At 57.3% G+C, this 19,225-nt stretch carries 21 protein-coding genes; 6 read left to right on the forward strand and 15 right to left on the reverse strand.

The window, feature by feature from the left end:
* Window positions 1–40: 40 nt before the first annotated feature.
* The 4 genes from ABIE13_RS09445 to ABIE13_RS09460 all read right to left on the reverse strand — a co-directional run bounded on the left by ABIE13_RS09445 (window position 41) and on the right by ABIE13_RS09460 (window position 4,097).
* The gene (locus ABIE13_RS09445; protein ID WP_354442879.1) at window positions 41–826 is read right to left on the reverse strand and encodes a MurR/RpiR family transcriptional regulator; all 786 of its coding nucleotides are present in this window, start codon (window positions 824–826) and stop codon (window positions 41–43) included.
* A 592-nt stretch (window positions 827–1,418) separates the two neighbouring features.
* The gene (locus ABIE13_RS09450) at window positions 1,419–2,765 is read right to left on the reverse strand and encodes an amidase (protein ID WP_354442880.1); all 1,347 of its coding nucleotides are present in this window, start codon (window positions 2,763–2,765) and stop codon (window positions 1,419–1,421) included.
* A gap of 28 nt (window positions 2,766–2,793) precedes the next feature.
* Window positions 2,794–3,678 (reverse strand): Bug family tripartite tricarboxylate transporter substrate binding protein, encoded by an 885-nt coding sequence (locus ABIE13_RS09455; protein ID WP_354442881.1) that lies wholly within the window; start codon window positions 3,676–3,678, stop codon window positions 2,794–2,796.
* A 65-nt stretch (window positions 3,679–3,743) separates the two neighbouring features.
* On the reverse strand, window positions 3,744–4,097 hold the full coding sequence (locus ABIE13_RS09460; RefSeq protein ID WP_354442882.1) for a hypothetical protein: 354 nt from the start codon (window positions 4,095–4,097) through the stop codon (window positions 3,744–3,746).
* A gap of 40 nt (window positions 4,098–4,137) precedes the next feature.
* Between ABIE13_RS09460 and ABIE13_RS09465 the strand changes: the two genes are divergently transcribed.
* Window positions 4,138–5,049 (forward strand): LysR family transcriptional regulator, encoded by a 912-nt coding sequence (locus tag ABIE13_RS09465; RefSeq protein WP_354442883.1) that lies wholly within the window; start codon window positions 4,138–4,140, stop codon window positions 5,047–5,049.
* A 147-nt stretch (window positions 5,050–5,196) separates the two neighbouring features.
* On the opposite strand, the gene pcaC is transcribed toward ABIE13_RS09465, so the two are convergent.
* The 3 genes from pcaC to ABIE13_RS09480 all read right to left on the reverse strand — a co-directional run bounded on the left by pcaC (window position 5,197) and on the right by ABIE13_RS09480 (window position 7,521).
* Window positions 5,197–5,595, reverse strand: coding sequence for a 4-carboxymuconolactone decarboxylase (gene pcaC / locus ABIE13_RS09470; protein WP_354442884.1), 399 nt, complete (start codon window positions 5,593–5,595; stop codon window positions 5,197–5,199).
* 94 nt (window positions 5,596–5,689) lie between these two features.
* Window positions 5,690–6,634 (reverse strand): 2-hydroxyacid dehydrogenase, encoded by a 945-nt coding sequence (locus ABIE13_RS09475; RefSeq protein WP_354442885.1) that lies wholly within the window; start codon window positions 6,632–6,634, stop codon window positions 5,690–5,692.
* Between the two features lie 89 nt (window positions 6,635–6,723).
* Window positions 6,724–7,521 carry an IclR family transcriptional regulator domain-containing protein gene (locus tag ABIE13_RS09480; protein WP_354442886.1) on the reverse strand — a complete coding sequence of 266 codons (798 nt, stop codon included), beginning with the start codon at window positions 7,519–7,521 and terminating at the stop codon, window positions 6,724–6,726.
* A gap of 82 nt (window positions 7,522–7,603) precedes the next feature.
* Here ABIE13_RS09480 and ABIE13_RS09485 point away from each other — a divergent pair, with 82 nt between their 5' ends.
* The 3 genes from ABIE13_RS09485 to ABIE13_RS09495 all read left to right on the forward strand — a co-directional run bounded on the left by ABIE13_RS09485 (window position 7,604) and on the right by ABIE13_RS09495 (window position 10,039).
* The gene (locus tag ABIE13_RS09485; RefSeq protein ID WP_354442887.1) at window positions 7,604–8,302 is read left to right on the forward strand and encodes a 3-oxoacid CoA-transferase subunit A; all 699 of its coding nucleotides are present in this window, start codon (window positions 7,604–7,606) and stop codon (window positions 8,300–8,302) included.
* Between the two features lie 11 nt (window positions 8,303–8,313).
* Window positions 8,314–8,955, forward strand: a complete 642-nt coding sequence (locus ABIE13_RS09490) for a 3-oxoacid CoA-transferase subunit B (protein WP_354442888.1) — start codon at window positions 8,314–8,316, stop codon at window positions 8,953–8,955.
* 316 nt (window positions 8,956–9,271) lie between these two features.
* Window positions 9,272–10,039 carry a DNA-binding transcriptional regulator gene (locus ABIE13_RS09495; protein WP_354442889.1) on the forward strand — a complete coding sequence of 256 codons (768 nt, stop codon included), beginning with the start codon at window positions 9,272–9,274 and terminating at the stop codon, window positions 10,037–10,039.
* Window positions 10,040–10,043: 4 nt separating this feature from the next.
* Here ABIE13_RS09495 and ABIE13_RS09500 read toward each other — a convergent pair whose 3' ends face one another.
* From ABIE13_RS09500 to ABIE13_RS09535, 8 genes are all read right to left on the reverse strand, one after another.
* Complete coding sequence (locus ABIE13_RS09500; protein WP_354442890.1) at window positions 10,044–10,907, reverse strand: hypothetical protein; 864 nt, start codon at window positions 10,905–10,907, stop codon at window positions 10,044–10,046.
* Between the two features lie 17 nt (window positions 10,908–10,924).
* Window positions 10,925–11,644 carry an HpcH/HpaI aldolase family protein gene (locus tag ABIE13_RS09505; protein ID WP_354442891.1) on the reverse strand — a complete coding sequence of 240 codons (720 nt, stop codon included), beginning with the start codon at window positions 11,642–11,644 and terminating at the stop codon, window positions 10,925–10,927.
* Window positions 11,645–11,651: 7 nt separating this feature from the next.
* Window positions 11,652–12,284 carry a flavin reductase family protein gene (locus tag ABIE13_RS09510; protein ID WP_354442892.1) on the reverse strand — a complete coding sequence of 211 codons (633 nt, stop codon included), beginning with the start codon at window positions 12,282–12,284 and terminating at the stop codon, window positions 11,652–11,654.
* Between the two features lie 54 nt (window positions 12,285–12,338).
* Entirely contained in the window at window positions 12,339–13,283 is a 945-nt protein-coding gene (locus ABIE13_RS09515; RefSeq protein ID WP_354442893.1) for an amidohydrolase family protein, read from the reverse strand.
* A 30-nt stretch (window positions 13,284–13,313) separates the two neighbouring features.
* The gene (locus ABIE13_RS09520) at window positions 13,314–14,291 is read right to left on the reverse strand and encodes a Bug family tripartite tricarboxylate transporter substrate binding protein (protein WP_354442894.1); all 978 of its coding nucleotides are present in this window, start codon (window positions 14,289–14,291) and stop codon (window positions 13,314–13,316) included.
* A 47-nt stretch (window positions 14,292–14,338) separates the two neighbouring features.
* Window positions 14,339–14,959: a fumarate hydratase C-terminal domain-containing protein gene (locus ABIE13_RS09525; RefSeq protein WP_354442895.1), complete on the reverse strand. Its 621-nt coding sequence runs from the start codon at window positions 14,957–14,959 to the stop codon at window positions 14,339–14,341.
* An 8-nt stretch (window positions 14,960–14,967) separates the two neighbouring features.
* Window positions 14,968–15,840 carry a fumarate hydratase gene (locus ABIE13_RS09530; protein WP_354442896.1) on the reverse strand — a complete coding sequence of 291 codons (873 nt, stop codon included), beginning with the start codon at window positions 15,838–15,840 and terminating at the stop codon, window positions 14,968–14,970.
* 131 nt (window positions 15,841–15,971) lie between these two features.
* The gene (locus tag ABIE13_RS09535) at window positions 15,972–16,937 is read right to left on the reverse strand and encodes a LysR family transcriptional regulator (protein ID WP_354442897.1); all 966 of its coding nucleotides are present in this window, start codon (window positions 16,935–16,937) and stop codon (window positions 15,972–15,974) included.
* Between the two features lie 94 nt (window positions 16,938–17,031).
* Between ABIE13_RS09535 and ABIE13_RS09540 the strand changes: the two genes are divergently transcribed.
* A complete protein-coding gene (locus ABIE13_RS09540) occupies window positions 17,032–18,003 on the forward strand; it encodes a Bug family tripartite tricarboxylate transporter substrate binding protein (RefSeq protein ID WP_354442898.1) in 972 nt (323 codons plus the stop codon).
* A 5-nt stretch (window positions 18,004–18,008) separates the two neighbouring features.
* Window positions 18,009–19,208, forward strand: a complete 1,200-nt coding sequence (locus ABIE13_RS09545; protein WP_354442899.1) for a CaiB/BaiF CoA transferase family protein — start codon at window positions 18,009–18,011, stop codon at window positions 19,206–19,208.
* Window positions 19,209–19,225 lie beyond the last annotated feature (17 nt).

The raw sequence follows: 19,225 nt of genomic DNA on the forward strand, positions 1-19,225 counted from the left end.
TAAGTCGTCGGAAAACGACCGGGCATAAGGGAAAAATCTTCTAGGTAATTTCTACGTTCAGTGCTTTGTCCAGTCGTTCGCGGCGCTTGACCATGGCGACAGCAGAAGGGCCCAATCGGCGTGCGGCAGCCAGCAAAATAGTCTGAATTGCAAAGAACTGAGATGTCGCTGAATCGAAGTAAAAGGGTTCGTCAATGACGACCGAAGTGCCATGCTCAGGACCTACTTGAATTGGGGAATCCGCATCCGTAAGCGCCAGGATGGGCACTCCGTTTTCTTTCATGACTTCAACGGCTGCCACCACTGCGCGCGTGTACGGGCGGAAACTCACCGCGACCAACAAGTCATCAGGGGTGAGACTGGCCAGTTCCAAGGTGAGCCCCTGCCCCGGAACTCCCAAAATGGTCACGTTCTCGCGCAAAGTTCCAAGGTAGGTACCAAAAAAGTGGCTGAAGGCATAAGTGGCGCGCATGGCCAGTACATGCACATGTCTGGCTGAAACAATGGCATCGACCGCGCGCGTCACGGCATCGGCATCCAAGCTGTTTGCGAGTTTGAGCACACGTTGGCACTCAGACTGAGCGTGGATGCGAATCAACTCCTGCGGATCATCTATACCCACCGGCTCCGCCACGCGCTCTTGTACACGGCTGCTATAGAACGGCTGGGTCTGAGCTACTTGACGGCGGAAGACATCCTGCAACTCCGCAAAGCCGGCAAAACCTAGCCTCTTGCCCAAGCGGGTAAGCGTTGAAGGATCGACGCCATTCTTTGCCGCCAGCTCAGAAATACTGTCTACCGCCGCCGGCCCTGGACGGTTCAACATGTCCTCCAACACCACAAGAGCCTTCTCGCCCACGCGGCTTCGGCCGCTCCTGGCACGTTCTTGATTTAGTATTTCACGCAAATTTTCAACGCTTAATTGAACCATCACTTCGTTAATTGTTTATTCCGTGCAAATTTTGAATGCATCTTAGGTCGATACAAAACTTTTTAGCATAGGGTTATTACCTAGATCATCGACGCGACCCTGATAGACCGCCTGGTCCTCATGCGATGTGGCTGCCCCAATCACACTCGGACCGAAATGTGTCCTCCAGCAGGTGATCGCGTAAAGATCGCCAGCCAGACACCGCGGGGGATGGGGAGCTGAGTTGAGTGAACAACTCAGATTCGGACACGGATGAGTGCGCAAGCGTCGGCACACCAAGCGGGAAGCGGTGGAAATCCTGGCCCGTCAAGGCCCCGTTTGATGGGGGCACCACTTCCATAGCTGAAGCACGGTTACTGTTGAACGGCACTAGTCAGTACCTAATACCGCTCTCAGCTTGCGCATGTAATCTTGCGTGTTCCCCGTGGGGAGTGCACGTCAACTCATGAGCACCTACGCTCCGGCGGCGACTCGAGTCAACAGGAGCTCAAGTGGATTGCGCAGTCATCAGCCACTGGGCGTGGCCCAAGAGGCGGTAATCGCCGTTGCGAGAGCCCATGAATTGAACACCTAGTGGTAAGCCGTTCACTTGCAGCAACGGAAGGCTGCAAGCCGGCAAACCAAGAAACGAGCTATACACCACCAAGGTGCGAGACCCGGTGTTTTCAAGCCCCACTGGAGCTACGCCCGAGGCAGCGGGGAGCACGAACGCGTCGTAGTACTCGCCCAAGGCTTGGACCTGCACTCCGAGACTTGTACGCAGCCGCAATAGCCGTTCATACTGCAACCGATCTACCCCTGCGCCCTGCTGAACGAGATGGTGAATCTTCTCGCTCACGAGTTTTCCGTGGTTCTCCAGATAGGAAAGATAGGGCCATTGCATCTCATGCGCCACCATGCTCATTGATGCTGCAGGGATCTGTTCAACCTCCGCGCAGAACATTGAAAGAGCCTTGTCTTCGCAAGGTTCAACGATCTTTATTCCTTTGGCTCGCCACGCTTGAAGCTGCCCTTCAAAAGCCGCCAAAGAGCCTTCGTCCAACTCACTGTACCCAGCGGTTCGCAGAACCGCCAGGCGTCGCACGGGCTTGGGTGGCAATTCGTGATCAGGCGCTCCGTTAAGTCCATGGCGAAACAAAATGGGCGTCTTTTGAGCGATCCATCTGGCCACTTGCCAGGCGGACTCAACGCTCTCGGCAATCACCCCTAAATGGTCGTGGCTAGTGGATACAGAGTGCACACCATTCAATGGCAAAGCGCCCCACGTTGGCTTGTAGCCGACCACACCGCAATAGCTGGCAGGCCGCACGATGGAGCCCTGTGTCTGAGTACCCAGGCCCGCGCAGAACATGCCGCTTGCCACCCCTGCCGCCGTACCAGAAGATGAGCCACCTGGCGTGCGCCCCGTGTCGTGGGGATTGCGGGTGATGGTGGCACGCCCTATGGCGAATTCCGTTGACCGCGTCTTGCCAAGGCTAAGCGCTCCGCCAAGACGCAGAGCCTGTACGCAGGCTGCATCGGCCATGGGACGCCAGCCTGCATATATCTCACTGCCCATTTGAGTGGGCATGTCTGAGGTATCGATGATGTCCTTGATACCCATCGGCATTCCGTCAATCGGCGAAAGCACCTGCCCCTGGCGGTACCGCTCGGTCGAAGCATCCGCAAGTTTGCGAGCGCTCTCCAGATCCAGATGTGCGAACACCTCCAACGTGGGCTCAGCTTGAGTGACATGTTCGATCGCCTGCTCAAGATATTCGCGCGGCGAGCAGCTACCCGCTCGAAACCGGACCACCGCATCGCGGAATGGCAAGAGTGTTGATACCAATCCCATATCCAGATTCTCCCGGGTCTTGATGCGCTTAGTCCGCCGAAATCGCGTTCTTCTTGATGAAAGGTCCCCACTTGTCGATATCGCCTTTGATACGGGCCATGACTTCATCCGGCGACATGCTGACGGGTCGCATGCCGATATCGGTCAGTTGTTTGCGTACTTCAGGTTGTGCTGCTGCCTTGGTGAGTGCTGCTCGCAACTTGGCTAGTTCAGGCTCAGGTGTGTTCGCCGCCACAAAGATACCCATCCACGTTGAGAATTCGAAGCCAGGAAGATTGGCCGCTTCCGAGAGAGGAGGAATCTGCGGGTAGGCAGGATGACGACTCAGGCTGGCGATGCCCAATGGACGGACACGGCCAGAGGCGATATTGCCAGTGGCTTGCGAGACAGCTTGGAACTGCACTTGAACATGGCCGGCCAGAAGGTCAGCCACTGCTGGCGCCGTACCCTTATACGGAACATGCGTCATCTTGATGTTCAAAAGGGAGTTGAACAGCTCCGTTCCCAGATGGTAACTGCTACCGTTTCCAGAGGTTGAGTAGTTGAGCCCATTTGGTTTTTCCTTTGCGAGAGCGATCAGCTCCTGTACGTTGCTGGCCTTGACTGAGGGGTGAACCACCAGAATGTTGTCGTCCGTGGCCATCACTCCGATCGGGATGAAGTCTTTCAGCGGATTGAACTTGACGTGCTTGAGAAGCAGCGGTGAGAGCATCGTACTGCTGCTGGCCAGCAGCATGGTTTTTCCATCTGGCTTCGAGTCAGCGACATATTGGCTGGCTATGGCTCCCGTGGCGCCCGGTTTGTTCTCCACGATGATCGTAGTGCCCAGAGGCTCCGCCATGGCACGTGCAGCAATACGAGCCACCACATCGTTGGGTCCACCAGCGGCAAAGGGAACGATGATGCGCGTCATGTTGTCTTGAGCGGCTACGGACAATCCCGTCAGGCTCAAGACTGCGCACGCTAGCGTTCGCAGTCTCACACCGAAAGCGCGACGATCCGATTGGCAAGCGTCATCAGAGGCAGATTGGCAAGAGGCGAGGTATGGCATGAAGTCTCCAAGGTTTTTGAATAAATGCAGCCAACTGATGGCATGAAGACACTTGCTGGCCGGTGGTACCGGTCTTTTCGGCGAGTGCCAACCAGCGAGCACAAGGGACCCGCTGCATGGATGATGGTCTTGAGGTGGGTGTCGCCGTAGTCGAAGGTGTGGGTGTCGGAAGCGATTACGTTGATCAGCGTGGCATTTGCCACATCCACTCGTTTCGACCTTCCGATCACTGCGGAAGCTGGGCGCATCTTGACGTTGAACAGATATCCTGTAAATTGCATTGTTCTTATTGATCAATGCAATCACCGCAACGATGAGTCGATGACAAAACCTACCCTTGCCGATCTTCGTGCCTTCGTAGCCGTGGGGGAGCTCAGCAGCTTCGCGCGCGCAGCCAACACACTGCATCTTTCTCAACCAGCACTTTCGCGCCGCATTTCTCACCTGGAGGAATTGCTTGATGTACGGTTGTTCGATCGAACTTCCAGGAAAGTTCAGCTCACCGCAATGGGACAGCGCTTCCTGGCGCAAGTGCGAAATGCCATTGAAGATCTTGATCGATCCGTTGTAGATCTCCAAGATGTTGCGCATCTAGAAGCGGGTGATATCACGGTCGGCTGCGTCTTTTCCGCCGTGCATCACTTTCTTCCATCCGTGATGCGCATCTTCAGCGAGCAACACCCTCATGTTCTGATTCGCATCATTGAAGAAGGGGCCGATGAAGTTTTGGCCAGTGTGAAGGAAGGGGCTGCTGATTTCGCGCTGGGCTACACCGGCATGCAGGATCCGGATGTTCAGTTCACAGCACTTTTCAAGGAGCTTTTTGTACTGGCATGCCGATCAGATCATCCTTTGGCCAGGAGGAGGTCCGTCCGCTGGAGCGAGCTGGCTAAGCATCCCTACGCCTTGGTATCGCATGAGAGCGGAAACCGGGTGCTCATAGACCAGGCTTTGGCTTATGTGAAAGGCCTCCCGCGCCCCGTCTGTGAGGTTCGGCATGTTTCAACCTTGATAGGTGTCGTTGAAAATGGCTTTGCGGTGGCGATCGTGCCGGAACTTTCGCTCCCCAGAGGGAAAGGTGCCGTGACGGGCGTTCGACTGGAGCAACCTGAAATCTCGCGCACGATTGGATTGATTCAACGCAGCAACCGCACGCTGTCTCCGGCGGCCCTGAAATTTTTCCAGTTGTTGATCACGGCAGGTCAGGGCAATCTAGATCTTCCTGGCGCTTGAAGGCTCAGACGCATTGACGGGCATCGGAGCGCGAATCTGACGCGCGGCTTTTCCACCAGATGCCGGGGGCTCGCATAGCTCCAGATGGCCATGCGAGGCGATCCGCAAACGCCGCAATGTCGAGCGCATGCCTAGCGGTCGGTCGGCTCAGGCTTCCATGTCTTTGAACACTTCCGAGGCCACTCGGAATGAATCGATGGCGGCGGGAACGCCGCAGTAGATAGCGGCTTGCAGAAAGACTTCCTTGACCTCTTCTTTGGTCAAGCCATTATTGATGGCGCCACGAACGTGAAGCTTGAGTTCATGCGGACGGTTTAGTGCGGTCAGCATGGCCAGGTTCAGGAATGAGCGCGTCTTGCGGTCCAGGCCAGGTCGGTTCCACACGTCGCCCCAGCAGTACTGCGTCACCATCTCCTGCATATCAATGTTGAAGTCCGTGGCGTTCTTCAGGGCTGCATCAACATACTCTGAGCCCAATACCTCTCGGCGGGTAGACAAGCCTTGATCGAAAAGATCCTGGTTCTTCGGGGCAAAGTCACGTGTCATGAGATTTCCTTTAGCGAGTGGCCACCAGAGGTAGCAGTGGTATGAAACTGGAGTGAGCGAATGCAATGCGCAGCTGCGCGGTATGAGCGGTATGTCAGTAGCCTTTGGCTCTATCAACGGTGGGAGGCAAGCTGCCCTCCGTGCGGTATCTATGGATATTGGCCGCAGCCAAAGCCGAAGCGGTGCGTCGATTGGTAGGGCCTGAGATATGCGGCAAGACAGTCACACGAGGATGCACCCAGTGCCACTCGTCTGCGGGCAGCGGCTCCTGATTGAATACGTCAAGTACGGCATGTGAGAGATGCCCCGCGTCCAGCGCCTGCTTAAGGGCAAGATCGTCCACTACAGGGCCGCGGGCGAAGTTGATGATGGACGCGCCCCGAGGCAAGGCCCCAAGCAACTTGGCGTTCACGATGTGTTTTGTCTGCGGGGTAAGTGGCACCAGACAAACCAGAATATCAGTACGCGCCAGCATCTGCTGCAAACCTTGTTCGCCCGAGTAGCACTGCACGCCTTCAATCGATTTGGGTGTCCGACTCCAGCCGCAAACCTGAAACCCAGCGGCTCGCAGGTTCGCAGCTGAGGCGGCCCCCATGGCGCCCAGACCCAACAGCGAAACTGTCTTCTCTTCCGCGCTCAAATACTCATGCTCCAGCCATTGGCGGGACGCCTGCTGCCGGGCATAGCGAGGCATATCGCGATGAAGGTAAAGCGTCCAGGCGAGTACCGCCTCTGCCATGGTTTCAGCCATCTTCGGGTCAACCAGCCTCACGATCTTCAAGTCGAGATCTGCGAGATCAGCCACCAGTCGCTCCACGCCGGCCCACACACTGTGCACCCACTTGAGATGAGGTAATTCTCGAAGGCTCTGGACTGGCGGGTTGGCAACGATGGCGACATCGCATGATGCACGTTGCTCGGCATCAAGTTCCTCGAAGACCATGATCTTCTCGTCTGGCATGGCAACTTGGAGCGCCTCGATCCATTGACGTGCAAACGGATAGGCGGGAGGACAAACGAAAGGGAGCACTCTACTCATTTCAGCTCGGTCAAATTACGTTCAAAGGCGGTACTGCAGCGAAGTCAAGGCGATGTATATCACGTCGCAAGTCCGATTCATGGAGCCACTCACCCACCCTTGTGCCGCAGCAATCTGCTGATGGTCTGCGCGGTGTCCAGCAAGTGCGGCAGGATTTGCTCCTGGATGGCTTGGGCATTGGTTCGGTTGGCCTGCCCGCTGACATTGATGGCTGCGGCAATGCGCCCATCTGCGCCATGAAGTGGGGCTGCAACCGATATCAAACCTTCTTCAAGCTCTTGATTGGCCAGACACCAGCCCTGCTTTCGCACCTGTTGAATTCGGCTCAGGAGCTTGGGTATTTCAGTCACCGTGTGGCGGGTAAGCGCGGTACGCGGAGCACTTTGCAGGCGCCTTACGATTTCGCTGTCTTCAAGATCTGACAGCAGCACGCGGCCGAGCGAGGTGCAGAAAGCAGGTAGTCGCGAACCAATGCCAAGGGAAATTTTCATGATCTTTTGGGTGGGCACGCGCATCACATAGACGACTTCCGCGCCATCCAGCACTGCTACGGAACTCGACTCCTTGACGCGATTGACCAAAGCCTCTACCGCAGGCTCTGCCAAATCCCAGATCGGCATGGAGGAAAGGTATGCAAAGCCCAGGTCAAGTACGCGAGGGGTCAACCAGAACAGCTTGCCGTCGGACTGCACATAGCCCAAAGTGAGCAGCGTCAGCAGGATACGGCGCGCACCCGCACGGGTAAGACTCGCACGTTCGGCCACTTCGCTGAGTGTCTGGCGAGGTGCCTGGGCGCTGAAACTTCTCAAAACCTGCAGGCCACGCGCAAACGACTGTACATAGTTATCACCGGGGCGTGGCGTAGTGGGCTCGGCGCGGTTGTTCATGGCGGGATTTGAATTGAAATCTGAAGTTCTTTATAATTCGTATTATGAACAAATGTTCGCACTACGAACAGAAAAGGGACATGTGATCAATAAAATCGCTGAATCGATCGCCGCCGCACTGGCAGATACCCAGGATGGCGCCACCGTGCTGATCGGTGGTTTCGGTACCTCGGGCATCCCCGGTGAGCTCATTGACGGGCTTATTGAGCAGGGAGCGCGTGATCTGACTGTAGTCAACAACAACGCAGGCAACGGTGAGACTGGTCTGGCCGCATTGCTCAAGGCCGGCCGTGTACGCAAAGTAGTCTGCAGTTTTCCTCGCCAGGCAGATAGCCAGGTTTTCGACGGTCTCTACCGCAGCGGCAAACTGGAGCTGGAACTCGTGCCTCAAGGCAACCTGGCCGAACGCCTGCGCGCTGCAGGTGCAGGGATTGGCGGCTTCTTCACACCCACAGGCTATGGCACAGAACTGGCCAAAGGCAAGGAAACCCGCATCATCAACGGTAAAGGCTATGTGCTGGAAGAGCCCATCCACGGCGATCTTGCACTGATCAAGGCCGAACGCGGAGACCGCTGGGGCAACCTGACGTACCGCAAGGCCGCTCGCAACTTTGGACCCGTGATGGCCATGGCAGCGCGCAAGACCGTCGCCACCGTCCACGAGATTGTGGAGCTGGGTGAGTTCGACCCTGAGACCGTGGTTACCCCAGGCATTCATGTGAACCAGATCGTGCGCATCGCCCGCACGCAAACGCAGGCAGGTGGCTTCAAGGCCGCATGAAAGGACACCCTATGAGCTACACCCGCCGCACCAAGACCGAACTGGCCCAACGTGTCGCACGCGACATTCACGATGGTGCCTATGTCAACCTGGGCATTGGCATGCCCACTCAAGTGGCCAATCACCTGCCAACTGGCGTAGAAGTGGTCTTGCACAGTGAAAACGGCATTCTGGGCATGGGCCCAGCGCCTGCCGCTGGAGAAGAAGACTACGATCTCATCAACGCAGGTAAACAACCGGTGACCCTGCTGCCAGGCGGCTGCTATTTCCACCATGCAGACAGCTTTGGCATGATGCGCGGCGGTCACATTGATATTTGCGTGTTGGGTGCCTTCCAGGTGTCTGCCACCGGTGATCTGGCCAACTGGAGTACTGGTGAGCCCGACTCCATCCCCGCAGTGGGTGGGGCCATGGATTTGGCAGTTGGAGCAAGGCAGACCTGGGTCATGATGGATCTGCTGACCAAACAAGGCCAGAGCAAGGTCGTTGAAAGCTGCAGCTATCCCTTGACTGGCGTGGCTTGTGTCAAACGCATCTATTCAGACCTCGCGACACTGGAGTGCGGTGACGATGGTTTGCGCCTGATTGATAAAGTGGATGGTTTAAGCCACGCCGAACTGGAGAAGCTGATAGGGTTGCCGGTTAGGGCCTGATCCGGGTGTCGAGAGATTGAAGCGCTAAGCTAGGCTGCGACAGTTTCAAACTCCGTTCGCGCTGAGGTTCTGTGATTTTGGTCGAGCGGAAAGTGGCATTTGAATTAACTAAAACCGTTCGGGCTGCGCTTGGCGAAGTGGCGTTGCGCAAGCCTTCGACAGGCTCAGGCCGAACGGTTTTAATGCTTAACAGAAACCTTAGCACCTCCGCCCGAACGGTTTTAATGCTTAATAGAGATCATGGAACCTCAGCCCGAACGGTGTGTCGATTGAACATAATTCGGTGTAAAGGCCTTCCCACTCTACACAGCCTGCAATGCCGTCATTTGCTCCCGTCCGATCAGTAGAGCGTGCTCTAGAGGTTCTGCTGGCCCTGAACCGATCTCCGGTGTCCACACTGGAGCAGCTCTACCAACAAACGCGCATACCCAAGCCCACGCTGGTCCGCTTGCTGGAGACCTTGCAAGGCAAGGATCTCGTCACCCATGCCCCGCAGTATGGAGCGTACCGCCTGGCCTCAGGCGTGAAGATGCTGGCGGCGGGCTATCACGGGGAACCACGCATCGTTGAAGCGGCAGCTCAGCCCGCTGACGCATTGACCCGGAAGATCAAGTGGCCCTTGGCCGTGGCTGTGCTGGACTACGACGCGGTTGTAGTGCGTTACAGCACTATTCCCAACTCGCCACTCGCTCTGCTGCACTCTACGATCAACATGCGCCTTTCGCTCACCGGGAGAGCGTTGGGTCGTGCCTACCTCGCTTTCTGCAGCGTTCAGGAAAGAAAGGCCCTGCTGGACATTCTCAAGTTGTCGACTAACGAGGAGGATGCCATTGCTCACGACCATGCAACCACCATGACCATGCTGCGCCAGACCCGCAAGCGAGGTTACTCCTTGCGCGAACCGGGCATCAGACCGGTTTCGCGCACGCTTGCAGTCCCTGTTATGGAAGACAAGCGTGTGGTCGCCTCATTAGGAATGACCTGGATCGCATCGGCCATCAGCGACGATGAAGCCGTTGCCCGCTACCTTAAGCCCTTGCAGGATCTTTCTCACCTCATTGGCACCAGGCTGGGCAATCTTTAAGTTCTCACGCTGTGGCAGGATCCACGGGCATGGGGTATTCGTCCTGGTTGCAGACTTGTCCTTTGCGAGAAAAATCCCAGCGAGGAGGCGCGAAGATATCGAGCAACACGCCAGGCCCATCTACATTGCGGCTGGTATGGAGCACCTTGGGTGGAATCACCGTCAAGGATGGGCTACCTATTTGCACTGCATCGTCTTCACGCCAGAAGTCCATGTCAACGCCCCATGGGTAGCGCAAATGATGGACGTAGGTGCCCTGCAAGGCCAGAGAGCCCTGCTCCAGATCTGAATGGGTATGCGGGCTGAGTTTATGGATGTCGCGCGGAGAGTTGCGCTTGAGCAAAGGATTGATCATCAGTTTGCGGGTACGGAATACTCGCAGCTGACTGCCCTCTGTGACATAGTCGGCCAAGCGATAGTGGCGCAGCTTGTATCCGCCGATGGGCTCCGGCCAAGGCACCAGGGGAGCACAATCAGGGTTGGGGATTCGATAGGCTTCGTGGTTATCAGCCAGCTCCAACAAATCGGTCACGTCGCTCGAGAACACGCGAACAATTAAACCGGACCCTTGTACTCGAAGCTTGCTCGGACCCGGGGGCACGATGGTCAGGCTGTCTGAACCTGCGTGCAAAGTTTCCCCACCAGCTTCGACCTGTACGGAAAGCCCAGGAACATCGGGAGGCACTACGAGAACATATTCGTCTATGTTGTCACGGGTCAACGTGTCGCCGTCCGATGCGCGCGAGATGACAACGTTGAAATTGGCGCCGCGCGTGATCCAGGCAAGACATGTGTCACCGGGCACCTCGCGTGGCGCATATTCGTGATGGCGTGCGTAGGTAGGAAGCTGGGAAGGAAGAAATGGCATGGTGGCTCCTGCAGAGTTCAGTCAACGTGCGCTATGCCCTGCGCGGCTTGGCGCAGCAGGGTCTGGTCAGAAGAAACAATGAACCAATCGGCGCCCTCGGCGGCGAATTGGTCGCGTTCGGCGTTGTTGCCCACGTGCACACCGGCGATTTTTCCCGCCTGCCGTGCCGCGCGGAGTATGTCGAGCGTGGCCTGGGTCACGCGTTCGTCGCGCGGGTTATCAAGCCCCATCGAAAGCGCGAGATCGGCACGGCCTACAAAGAGTCCGGCGACACCGGGCACAGCCGCAATGGCAGCGGCAGACTTGAGTGCTTCTTCAGATTCGATCTGGCAGATGATCTGTGCTTCGTCCCCTGCGCGAAGCGCTTCCTTCATGCCCAGGCTGCCATAACCTGCGAAACGCGGTGAACTTGAGAAGCCGCGCAAACCACCCTTATAGCGGGCCATGGCAACCACTTCGGCAGCCTGATCAGCACTATCGACATGAGGAACCAACAGGCCGGTGGCGCCGATATCCAATGTGGAGAGCACCACAGCTGGATTGATTTCGGGAATACGCACAAAGGCCTGCAACCTGGTGGTGCGAGCGGCCATCACCATGATGTCGAGCACAGCGCGGTCCATTGGAGCGTGCTCCGCGTCAATGCACACGAAATCGAGCCGAGTGGTGCCAAGCACCTCGATGACATGCGGTGACGCAGTCTTGACGAATGTTCCTAGCTTGAAGGAATTGGACATGTTCATTTCACTTTGGAGGTTTCTGCAATTGAGGACGGTTGTGCAGCTCACCAAGCTCTGCGTAGAGCGGGCCACCCAGGCGAGAGATGGGTCGCATCTTCACGCTGTCGATGTAACGCCCATCGAACACGGTCGATGAGATATGAAATAGCAGGACTTCCCCGATATAAAGCGTATTGAGCCCACGGCCCAAGGTAATGGCCCTCTCAAGCCGGCATTCCATTTGTATGGGGGACATCGCGATACGTGGCGGCGCAATACGCTCGCTGGGGATGAGCTCGATTCCCAAGGCCTCTATCTCACTGGCCTCAGGTGGATACTCTGCTGCGCTGCCATGCATCAGCTCCATGGCTTCGAAGGTGGCTACGTTGACCACGAACTCACCTGTTTGCGTGATGTTGCGCGCCGTGTCTTTGAGCTGCCCGTCTCGGCTACCTATGTTGACCGCCACCATGGGTGGACTGTGGGCCACATAGTTGTATGAACTGAAAGGCGCCGCATTCACCACGCCGTCTTTGCTGCGCGTGGTGATCCATGCCACCGGACGTGGCACCACTGCGCCAACCAGCAATCGGTAGGCTGTGGCCGTGTCCATGGTGGTAGCGTCCAAGGTGGTGAAGCTGGAATCAGGTTGGGTCATTCGTATCCTCGCGGCAAAACCTCGGACGTGTGGGCGGATTGACTGCTCTTTCTGTCAAGCGCTTCGGCCACCACCGCCCTTGAAGAATATGCGGCGTCCTGTGTCGTGAAATACGGCACGCTTCTCTGCATCACTCAGCAATGTCGTGGAGTCGATGGCGCGTTGCACCATGTCCTTGTAGGTGCCCGAAGAGGTACCAATGTCTGATCCCCACATCACACGATCGGCGCCGTAGAGATCGACCGCCCGGCGCAGCACTTTGTCAGCGGGGATTCCCATTTCTCGGCAGATATCGAGGTTGATCGAAGTCCACTTGAAAGAAATATTCTTTACGGGAGAGAGAGTCTCGTAACGCTCGTCGAGGCCAAAGTGTTCGCCTTCGTCCATCTCTGGCTCGAGCAGGTGGTCCAGAACGATGCGTACATTCGGGTACTTTTCAGACAACGCTATCAGCGCGGGAATCGAGGGGCCACCTCCTCCAATGGCCAGCACCTCCAGGTCCATGACGAGGCCAAATTCATTGGCCACTTCCCAGGTCTTGAGGGCCATGGGTGAATTGAGCCATGGCATGCTGCCGTCAGGTTGGCGGCCACCAAAAAGGCGAACTCCGGCCAACCCATTGTTCTCGATATAGCGGCGCACCAGTGGTGCAGTTCCTGCGTCTTCCGCGTCGAGAATGACCACGGCCGAGAAGATGTCTGGATGTTTGTCCGATGAATCCAGGATGTAGCTGTTGTCGTAACGGTAGATCATGCGTTTTTGCACAGCTACCGCGCCGTCAACGTTCTCCTCTTTCATCCACTCGAGCATGCGCGAGACATCCGGCACCTCGTTAATGGGCTTGGGACCGTGGTGGCCTCCAGGCGTGCCAATGACGCCAGGCAGACGTGGAGGCGCGTTGGCCGCACGTTGCATGGGGTTGCGCGGATAGGCAGTCTGGTCATCGGCAACCAGGTGAGCGTGCGAATCGAACAGAAGGGGGCGGGAAGATGAGCTCATGAGGGGTCCTGAATTTAAGTACTGATGGACTCAGTTGATGGTGACGCCAGCGGTTGAAATCACCTTCTGCCATCTCTTGGAGTCTTCATCCATCATCTTGCGAAGCAGATCTGGCGTGCCGGTATTCACGACGGCACCATACTGCTGCAGTTTGGCTTTGCCGTAGGTGGTACCAACGATGGCGTTAATCTCGGAGTTGAGCTTTTCGATGATGGCAGGGGGTGTGCCGGCAGGGCCCACTACCGCAAACCACACGGTCGCGACCATATCAATGCCCTGCTCCCTGGCTGTCGGGATGTTGGGCAAACCTGGATATCGGGCCGATGAAGTCACCGCCAGGCCGTTGAGCTTGCCGGCGCTCAGATTGGGAATGAACGCCGTGATCGGCGCAGACAGCGCCTGGATGCTGCCACCCAGCAAATCAGTCATGGCGGGAACGTCGCCGCGGTAAGGGACGGTGGTGAACTTGGTTCCGCTCACCAGAGAAAGCTGCTCCAGCGCGAGATGACCAATCGTGCCATTGCCTGGCTGCCCCACAGAGTAACTCTGTGGTTTGGCTTTGACCAGCTGCACGAACTCCTTGAGGTTCTTGGCTGGTACTTTCGGGTTGCTCATGATCACCAACGGGATCTCGCAGACCAGGGCGATAGGCGCCAGTTCTTTATCGGCATCGAAAGGCATGCTCTTATAAAGAAACTTGTTATTGACCAACGGGCCTGAGGTGGACAAGCCAATGGTGTAGCCATCAGGAGCAGCCTTCGCAACCGCGTCCGTTCCAATGTTGCCGCCAGCGCCGCCGCGGTTGTCAACGATGAACTGCTGGCCGAGCTTGTCCGACAGACCTTGCGCAATGTAGCGCGCCACCAGATCGGTACTTCCACCAGCGGGAAATGGCACGAGTATGCGTACGGGCTTGTTCGGCCAGTTACTCTGAGCCAATGCAGGCGCGCCAACGGCCAAGCCTGCAACCAGTGCGGCCACGGCCATCTTGAATGTTCTTCGTTTCATCAGTTCTCCTTTAATTATTTGAAAAGCCCGTGAGGCGGCTCGGTCCATCAACCAATCTGGCGCGCCTTGCGCATGCGCTCAAGAATGCCGGGCAGACGCGCCTGGGCTTGGCCAACCAGATCGTCATAGGCACTGGTACCGTGCGAATCAATCGAGACCGTGGCCGGTCCGAGTGCTTCGACATCCAGCGTCAGCAATCGAAATTGCGAGATGTACTCGTTCCAGTGCGAGCTATGCACACCACGAAGAGCACGAGAAAGCAGTGGGCTACCACCGCCGAGGAACGATAAGTACACACAGCCACTCTCTCGCAACGCAGCCACACTGTCTTGATCTAAACCACCCTTGCCTCCCACCAGACGCGGACCGAGGCCCCGTACGATGTCGGGCATCCAGGCGTTGTAGCGTGTGCTGGTGCTGGGATTGAGATACAGCGGTGTCGAAACGCCCTCTTGCTCCCGTACGAAGGTGCTCAGATGAAAGAAGGCACCGCCGCGAATATCCACGGGCAACGGTGTTCCGGACCGAGCGGCCTCGGCCATGCGCTTGTGCGTGGGTATTCCGATGCTTACAGTGACAGGCCCCGTGATGGTCACCATATCGCCCACTTTCAGTTCGCGCACTTGGGCATCTGAAAGAGGAAGCTTCAAATCGTGAAAACGGCTCATCGCGGCGCTCACTCGTACAGCATTTCCACGCGCCCGTCCCCATGGATGCGCGCAGCGGTTCTGCGATTGATCCAGCAGTTGAAGCACACGGCCACCGGCACGAATCCGTGGCTCGCGGAATAGTCCACATTCACGGCCATTGCACTGGTGTCGCCACCCGTTCCCATTGCGCCAAAACCCATTTCATTGATGGCATTGAGCAGGCGTTTTTCCATACGCTCCAAAAGCGGATCAGATTGAGCTTTGCCGTGAGGACGGAGCACGGCCTCCTTGGCAAGGCGTGTGGCTTGATCGAACGTACCTCCTATGCCCACACCGACGACAATCGGCAGGCAAGGCTGTGAGCCGGCGCGCAGCACCACGTCAAGCACGTATTTCTCCACGTCTTCCTCTGTGGGATAGACGAAGGCTTCAACTGCCTCCCAACGTCCGGTTCCCATGGCTTTGGGGGCGCAGACAATGTCCATGTAATCGACGTCATCGACCATGTCGAAACTGACGATGGGAATATCCTTGCCAGCGTAGCTTCGCTCGTGCGTCAAGGGGTGCGTGACCATCTTCAGGATGGGCGGATTCATGTTGGCCGCCAGTTCAGCGAAGCCTTCGGTGATGGCCTGGCGCACGGGCCCGGCAAACTGCACGCGAGTGCCGACCTTGATGCTGTAGGTGGGAATGCCGACATCGCTGCAGATGAGCTGCCCGTTGCCCGCAGCCGAGTCCGCGCTTTCCAGCATCATGGTGATGGTGCGCTTGGCTGTGGGGTTTGTTTCGCGCGCTCCGGTCGTGGCGAGCACGCGTCGCGTGTCGTCAGGAATTTTCTTGAGCGAGCGCTCGTAAAGATTAGCGGTAACCGCCTTGATGGTGGCGCTGTCTATGGGCATAGATGTGGCTTGCAGCAGTAACGCGGGTTTGTGTTTGTCTCTGTGCTGAATGATGCGTCTGCAAGGCCGCCAGAACAAGCTGATTTTCCGTACTTTTCAACAGGCGAAATTTGAAATGACGTTCTCGGCAGTCAGAAAACCGCCTTGTTTTGGCTCGCCTTCCATAGGGCGTCTCTAAAAATCCGCATGCGCGGATGACTCAGGTCAGTTCTATGAACAAGCGCGAGAATGCTCTCGGGCAAGCGTCTTCGAAGCTGAAGGCTGGCGATGGCATCAGGGTTTTCCACGAGTCGCAAGCATTCCTGAGGTACGGCCGCAAGCCCGAGTCCTGCGGCCACGAACCGCAGGTTCGTGATAGGGTTGGATGACTCGATCATCGGGTTGGGAGTCATACGACCAGCCTGCGCAAACATGTCGTTCACAAAACGCCTTACCCGGGAGTCCTGCGGCGGAAGAATCCAAGGCTCTTCTGAGAGCATGGCCCAACTGATCTGGCGTTTGCTGGCCAAGGGATGAGACGCAGCAGCCACGACCGAGATACGAGTGGTCTTAAGGCGCTCGAATCTCAACCCTTCCGTTTCGGACATGTCGCTGGCAAAGCTGGTGACCAGAGCATCGAGCTTGCCGTCGAGCAGCATTCGGTGCAAACCGGGCACGCCCCCTTCCGTCAGTTCCACTCTGACTTCCTTGGACATGCTTCGAAGCTCGGCAAGAACGTGGGGCATCAGCGAATGAGCGACGAATGGGGGCATGCCAATACGGAGCAGCATCTGGGGTGGCTGACTACTGAGCTCGCGGGACAGGCGATCAAGCTCGCCCAGCAGCATTTCTGCTCCATGCATCGCTGAATGGCCTGAGGGGGTGGGATCCAAGCCCCTCGCGGTGCGCTGGAAAAGCGGCTGACCAAACGCCAGCTCCACTTCATGAAGCATCTTGCTGAGCGATGGCTGAGTCAGGTGCAACAGTTTGGCTGCGGCATGCAGGCTTGTGGCCTTTCGCAACGCAGCCAAAAGTTGCAAGTGCCTGAACCGAAGCCTCAGAACCAGCCGTCGTAAGCGCTCTTCATCGCCAGTGTTGATCGAGTCAGGGTTTTCCATGCTAATTCCAAAAAGCTATCAGTAAATAGAAATTTATCAGTTCCTGGAATCAGATAACAAGCCTACAGTGGTGAAAAATCACATAGGAGACATCATGAAACGACGCAGCTTCTGCATGGCAGCATCTGCCCTGGCGCTACCCACCGGGGCAACATGGGCATCCAATTTTCCGAATCGCCCTGTTCGAGTGATCGTTCCCTACGCCGCGGGAGGCGGCCCCGATGTGCTCATGCGGCAGATGGCGCCCGCGCTTGGGGAGGCGATAGGGCAGCCGATCGTGGTGGAGAACAAGGTGGGAGCCGCTGGAGTTCTGGCGGCACAGTTCGTGGCCTCAGCGCCCGCAGACGGCTACACGCTGCTCATGGGATCGAGTACACACCTCATCCTCAAGATACTGCAGCCCACGCTGAGCTTTGATCCCTTGAAGGATTTCGCGTTTGCCGGAAACATGTCGACCTCTCCCTCGATTCTCATTGTCCCTAGCGATTCCCCTTACAAAACCTTGGATCAACTGGCCGCCGCTGCCAAGGCAGCACCCGGCAAGTTCAACTACGGTTCGGGCGGTGTAGGAACCGGCGCGCACCTGGCAGCGGCGACCTTCGCAGCTCTCAAGGGCTTGCAGGCCGTACACATTCCGCTGCGTGGGTCCGTTGAGATCACGGCCTCTCTACTGCGCGGAGATACCCAGTTTGCTTTTCCGACTGCGGGAACCGCGGTGCCTCAGGTCAAGGGTGGAAAAGTCCGCGCGCTGGCAGTCACAAGCACCAAGCGCTTGCCTGAGCTACCCGATATACCCACGATGCACGGGTTGACCGGCGATCCACTGACTATCCAGGAATCGTGGTCCGGGCTTTGGGCACCCGCAAAGACGCCGCCAGACATCATCAACCAGGTACATGCAGCCATCAACAAGGCCTTGAAGTCGCCTGCCGTTCAGGCCAAGGCACGCGATGGGGGCAGCGAGGTGGAGACAAGTGAAAGCCCTGCGGCCTATTCCAAGTTTGTCCATGCGGAAAATTCCAAGTGGGCAGAGATCATCCGCAAGGGCAACGTAACCGGAGGTTGAAGCTTATGAAAAACATGCTGCCACTTGCAGGCATTCGCGTTCTTGATCTTTCCCATGTGATCGCCGGGCCCATGGCTTCCTTCTACCTGGCGCAATTCGGCGCCGAGGTGATCAAGATAGAAACACCGGCTGGCGGGGACGTCATGCGCTCCAGCAAAGCCAACCCTGCGGAGGGAGATACGCCTACCGGGTTTGTGACTTTCAACGCTGGCAAGAAATCACTGGCTATCGATATCCGAACGCCCGAAGGGCATGAGGCCGTACGGAGCCTGGCAGCCAGCGCGGATGTCTTCATAGAGAACTTCCGTCCAGGCGTGGTTGCCAAATATGGCTTGGACTATGAGAGCGTCAAGGCGATCAAGCCAGACATCATTTACTGCTCGATCTCTGGTTACGGGCAGGAAGGAGAATGGTCCGGGCGCGGCGCTTACGATCACGTGGTGCAAGCGCTCACGGGCATGATGATGATGTCTGGCGACTCGGCGGAAGCACCACCGCTGAAGGTGGGGTTTCCAGTGATCGATGTAGCCGCGGGTCTGCTGGGCGCCTTGTCTGTGGTCTCTGCCGTACACCAGCGTTCCCGCGATGGAACAGGCGCGCTCATTGATGTTTCAATGGTGCAAGCAGCCATGACGCTCATGTACCCGAATGCGAGCGCTTTCATGACCCAGCGGGTGGAACCTCAGCGGGTGGGCAACCGGGGTTACACAGGTAGCCCCACAGCCGACACTTACCGCTGCGAGGACGGCTGGCTCTCTACGGCAGCCAATACGCCTGGACAGTTTCGCAAGCTGACCCGGGTTCTTGGCCTGGAGCATCTGTGCGAAGACGGCAAGGCGCTTGATCTGGCGGCATTCAATGCTCCCGGCGGTGGGTTTGTGGTTGCTCGTGACCTGGACTACGTGCGCCAGCAATTCAATGCCGCTTTTGCAACGCGGTCTGCCAGGGACATGGAAGAGCAGCTCAATGCCGTGGGTGTGCCTGCGGCAAGAGTGAGGCGGCTGGGGGAGTTCCTGGATGAAGTTGAGGACGGCTCGAAGTTGTCGCTTCCGATTCGGCGCTATGCACAGGGAGAGCGCACGGTTCGCACACCTGGTCTCGGCTTCAGGTTGGCGGGGCAAGACACTAGTGTGCAAGCTGGTGCGCCAACTCTGGGGCAGCACACGGACGCGTTGCTTGCCCGCAGTAGAACGGGCAGTAGATAGAGCGAGAGAGCACCGGT

Source organism: Ottowia thiooxydans (assembly GCF_040548795.1).
Classification (GTDB): Bacteria; Pseudomonadota; Gammaproteobacteria; order Burkholderiales; family Burkholderiaceae_C; genus Ottowia; species Ottowia thiooxydans_A.

Bases quoted from the DNA above. Each gene is read 5' to 3' on its own strand.
- ABIE13_RS09445 (WP_354442879.1), bottom strand. From the start codon at position 826: ATGTTGAACCGTCCAGGGCCGGCGGCGGTAGACAGTATTTCTGAGCTG.
- ABIE13_RS09450 (WP_354442880.1), bottom strand. From the start codon at position 2,765: ATGGGATTGGTATCAACACTCTTGCCATTCCGCGATGCGGTGGTCCGG.
- ABIE13_RS09455 (WP_354442881.1), bottom strand. From the start codon at position 3,678: ATGACGCGCATCATCGTTCCCTTTGCCGCTGGTGGACCCAACGATGTG.
- ABIE13_RS09460 (WP_354442882.1), bottom strand. From the start codon at position 4,097: ATGCAATTTACAGGATATCTGTTCAACGTCAAGATGCGCCCAGCTTCC.
- ABIE13_RS09465 (WP_354442883.1), top strand. From the start codon at position 4,138: ATGACAAAACCTACCCTTGCCGATCTTCGTGCCTTCGTAGCCGTGGGG.
- pcaC (WP_354442884.1), bottom strand. From the start codon at position 5,595: ATGACACGTGACTTTGCCCCGAAGAACCAGGATCTTTTCGATCAAGGC.
- ABIE13_RS09475 (WP_354442885.1), bottom strand. From the start codon at position 6,634: ATGAGTAGAGTGCTCCCTTTCGTTTGTCCTCCCGCCTATCCGTTTGCA.
- ABIE13_RS09480 (WP_354442886.1), bottom strand. From the start codon at position 7,521: ATGAACAACCGCGCCGAGCCCACTACGCCACGCCCCGGTGATAACTAT.
- ABIE13_RS09490 (WP_354442888.1), top strand. From the start codon at position 8,314: ATGAGCTACACCCGCCGCACCAAGACCGAACTGGCCCAACGTGTCGCA.
- ABIE13_RS09495 (WP_354442889.1), top strand. From the start codon at position 9,272: ATGCCGTCATTTGCTCCCGTCCGATCAGTAGAGCGTGCTCTAGAGGTT.
- ABIE13_RS09500 (WP_354442890.1), bottom strand. From the start codon at position 10,907: ATGCCATTTCTTCCTTCCCAGCTTCCTACCTACGCACGCCATCACGAA.
- ABIE13_RS09505 (WP_354442891.1), bottom strand. From the start codon at position 11,644: ATGTCCAATTCCTTCAAGCTAGGAACATTCGTCAAGACTGCGTCACCG.
- ABIE13_RS09510 (WP_354442892.1), bottom strand. From the start codon at position 12,284: ATGACCCAACCTGATTCCAGCTTCACCACCTTGGACGCTACCACCATG.
- ABIE13_RS09515 (WP_354442893.1), bottom strand. From the start codon at position 13,283: ATGAGCTCATCTTCCCGCCCCCTTCTGTTCGATTCGCACGCTCACCTG.
- ABIE13_RS09520 (WP_354442894.1), bottom strand. From the start codon at position 14,291: ATGAAACGAAGAACATTCAAGATGGCCGTGGCCGCACTGGTTGCAGGC.
- ABIE13_RS09525 (WP_354442895.1), bottom strand. From the start codon at position 14,959: ATGAGCCGTTTTCACGATTTGAAGCTTCCTCTTTCAGATGCCCAAGTG.
- ABIE13_RS09530 (WP_354442896.1), bottom strand. From the start codon at position 15,840: ATGCCCATAGACAGCGCCACCATCAAGGCGGTTACCGCTAATCTTTAC.
- ABIE13_RS09535 (WP_354442897.1), bottom strand. From the start codon at position 16,937: ATGGAAAACCCTGACTCGATCAACACTGGCGATGAAGAGCGCTTACGA.
- ABIE13_RS09540 (WP_354442898.1), top strand. From the start codon at position 17,032: ATGAAACGACGCAGCTTCTGCATGGCAGCATCTGCCCTGGCGCTACCC.
- ABIE13_RS09545 (WP_354442899.1), top strand. From the start codon at position 18,009: ATGAAAAACATGCTGCCACTTGCAGGCATTCGCGTTCTTGATCTTTCC.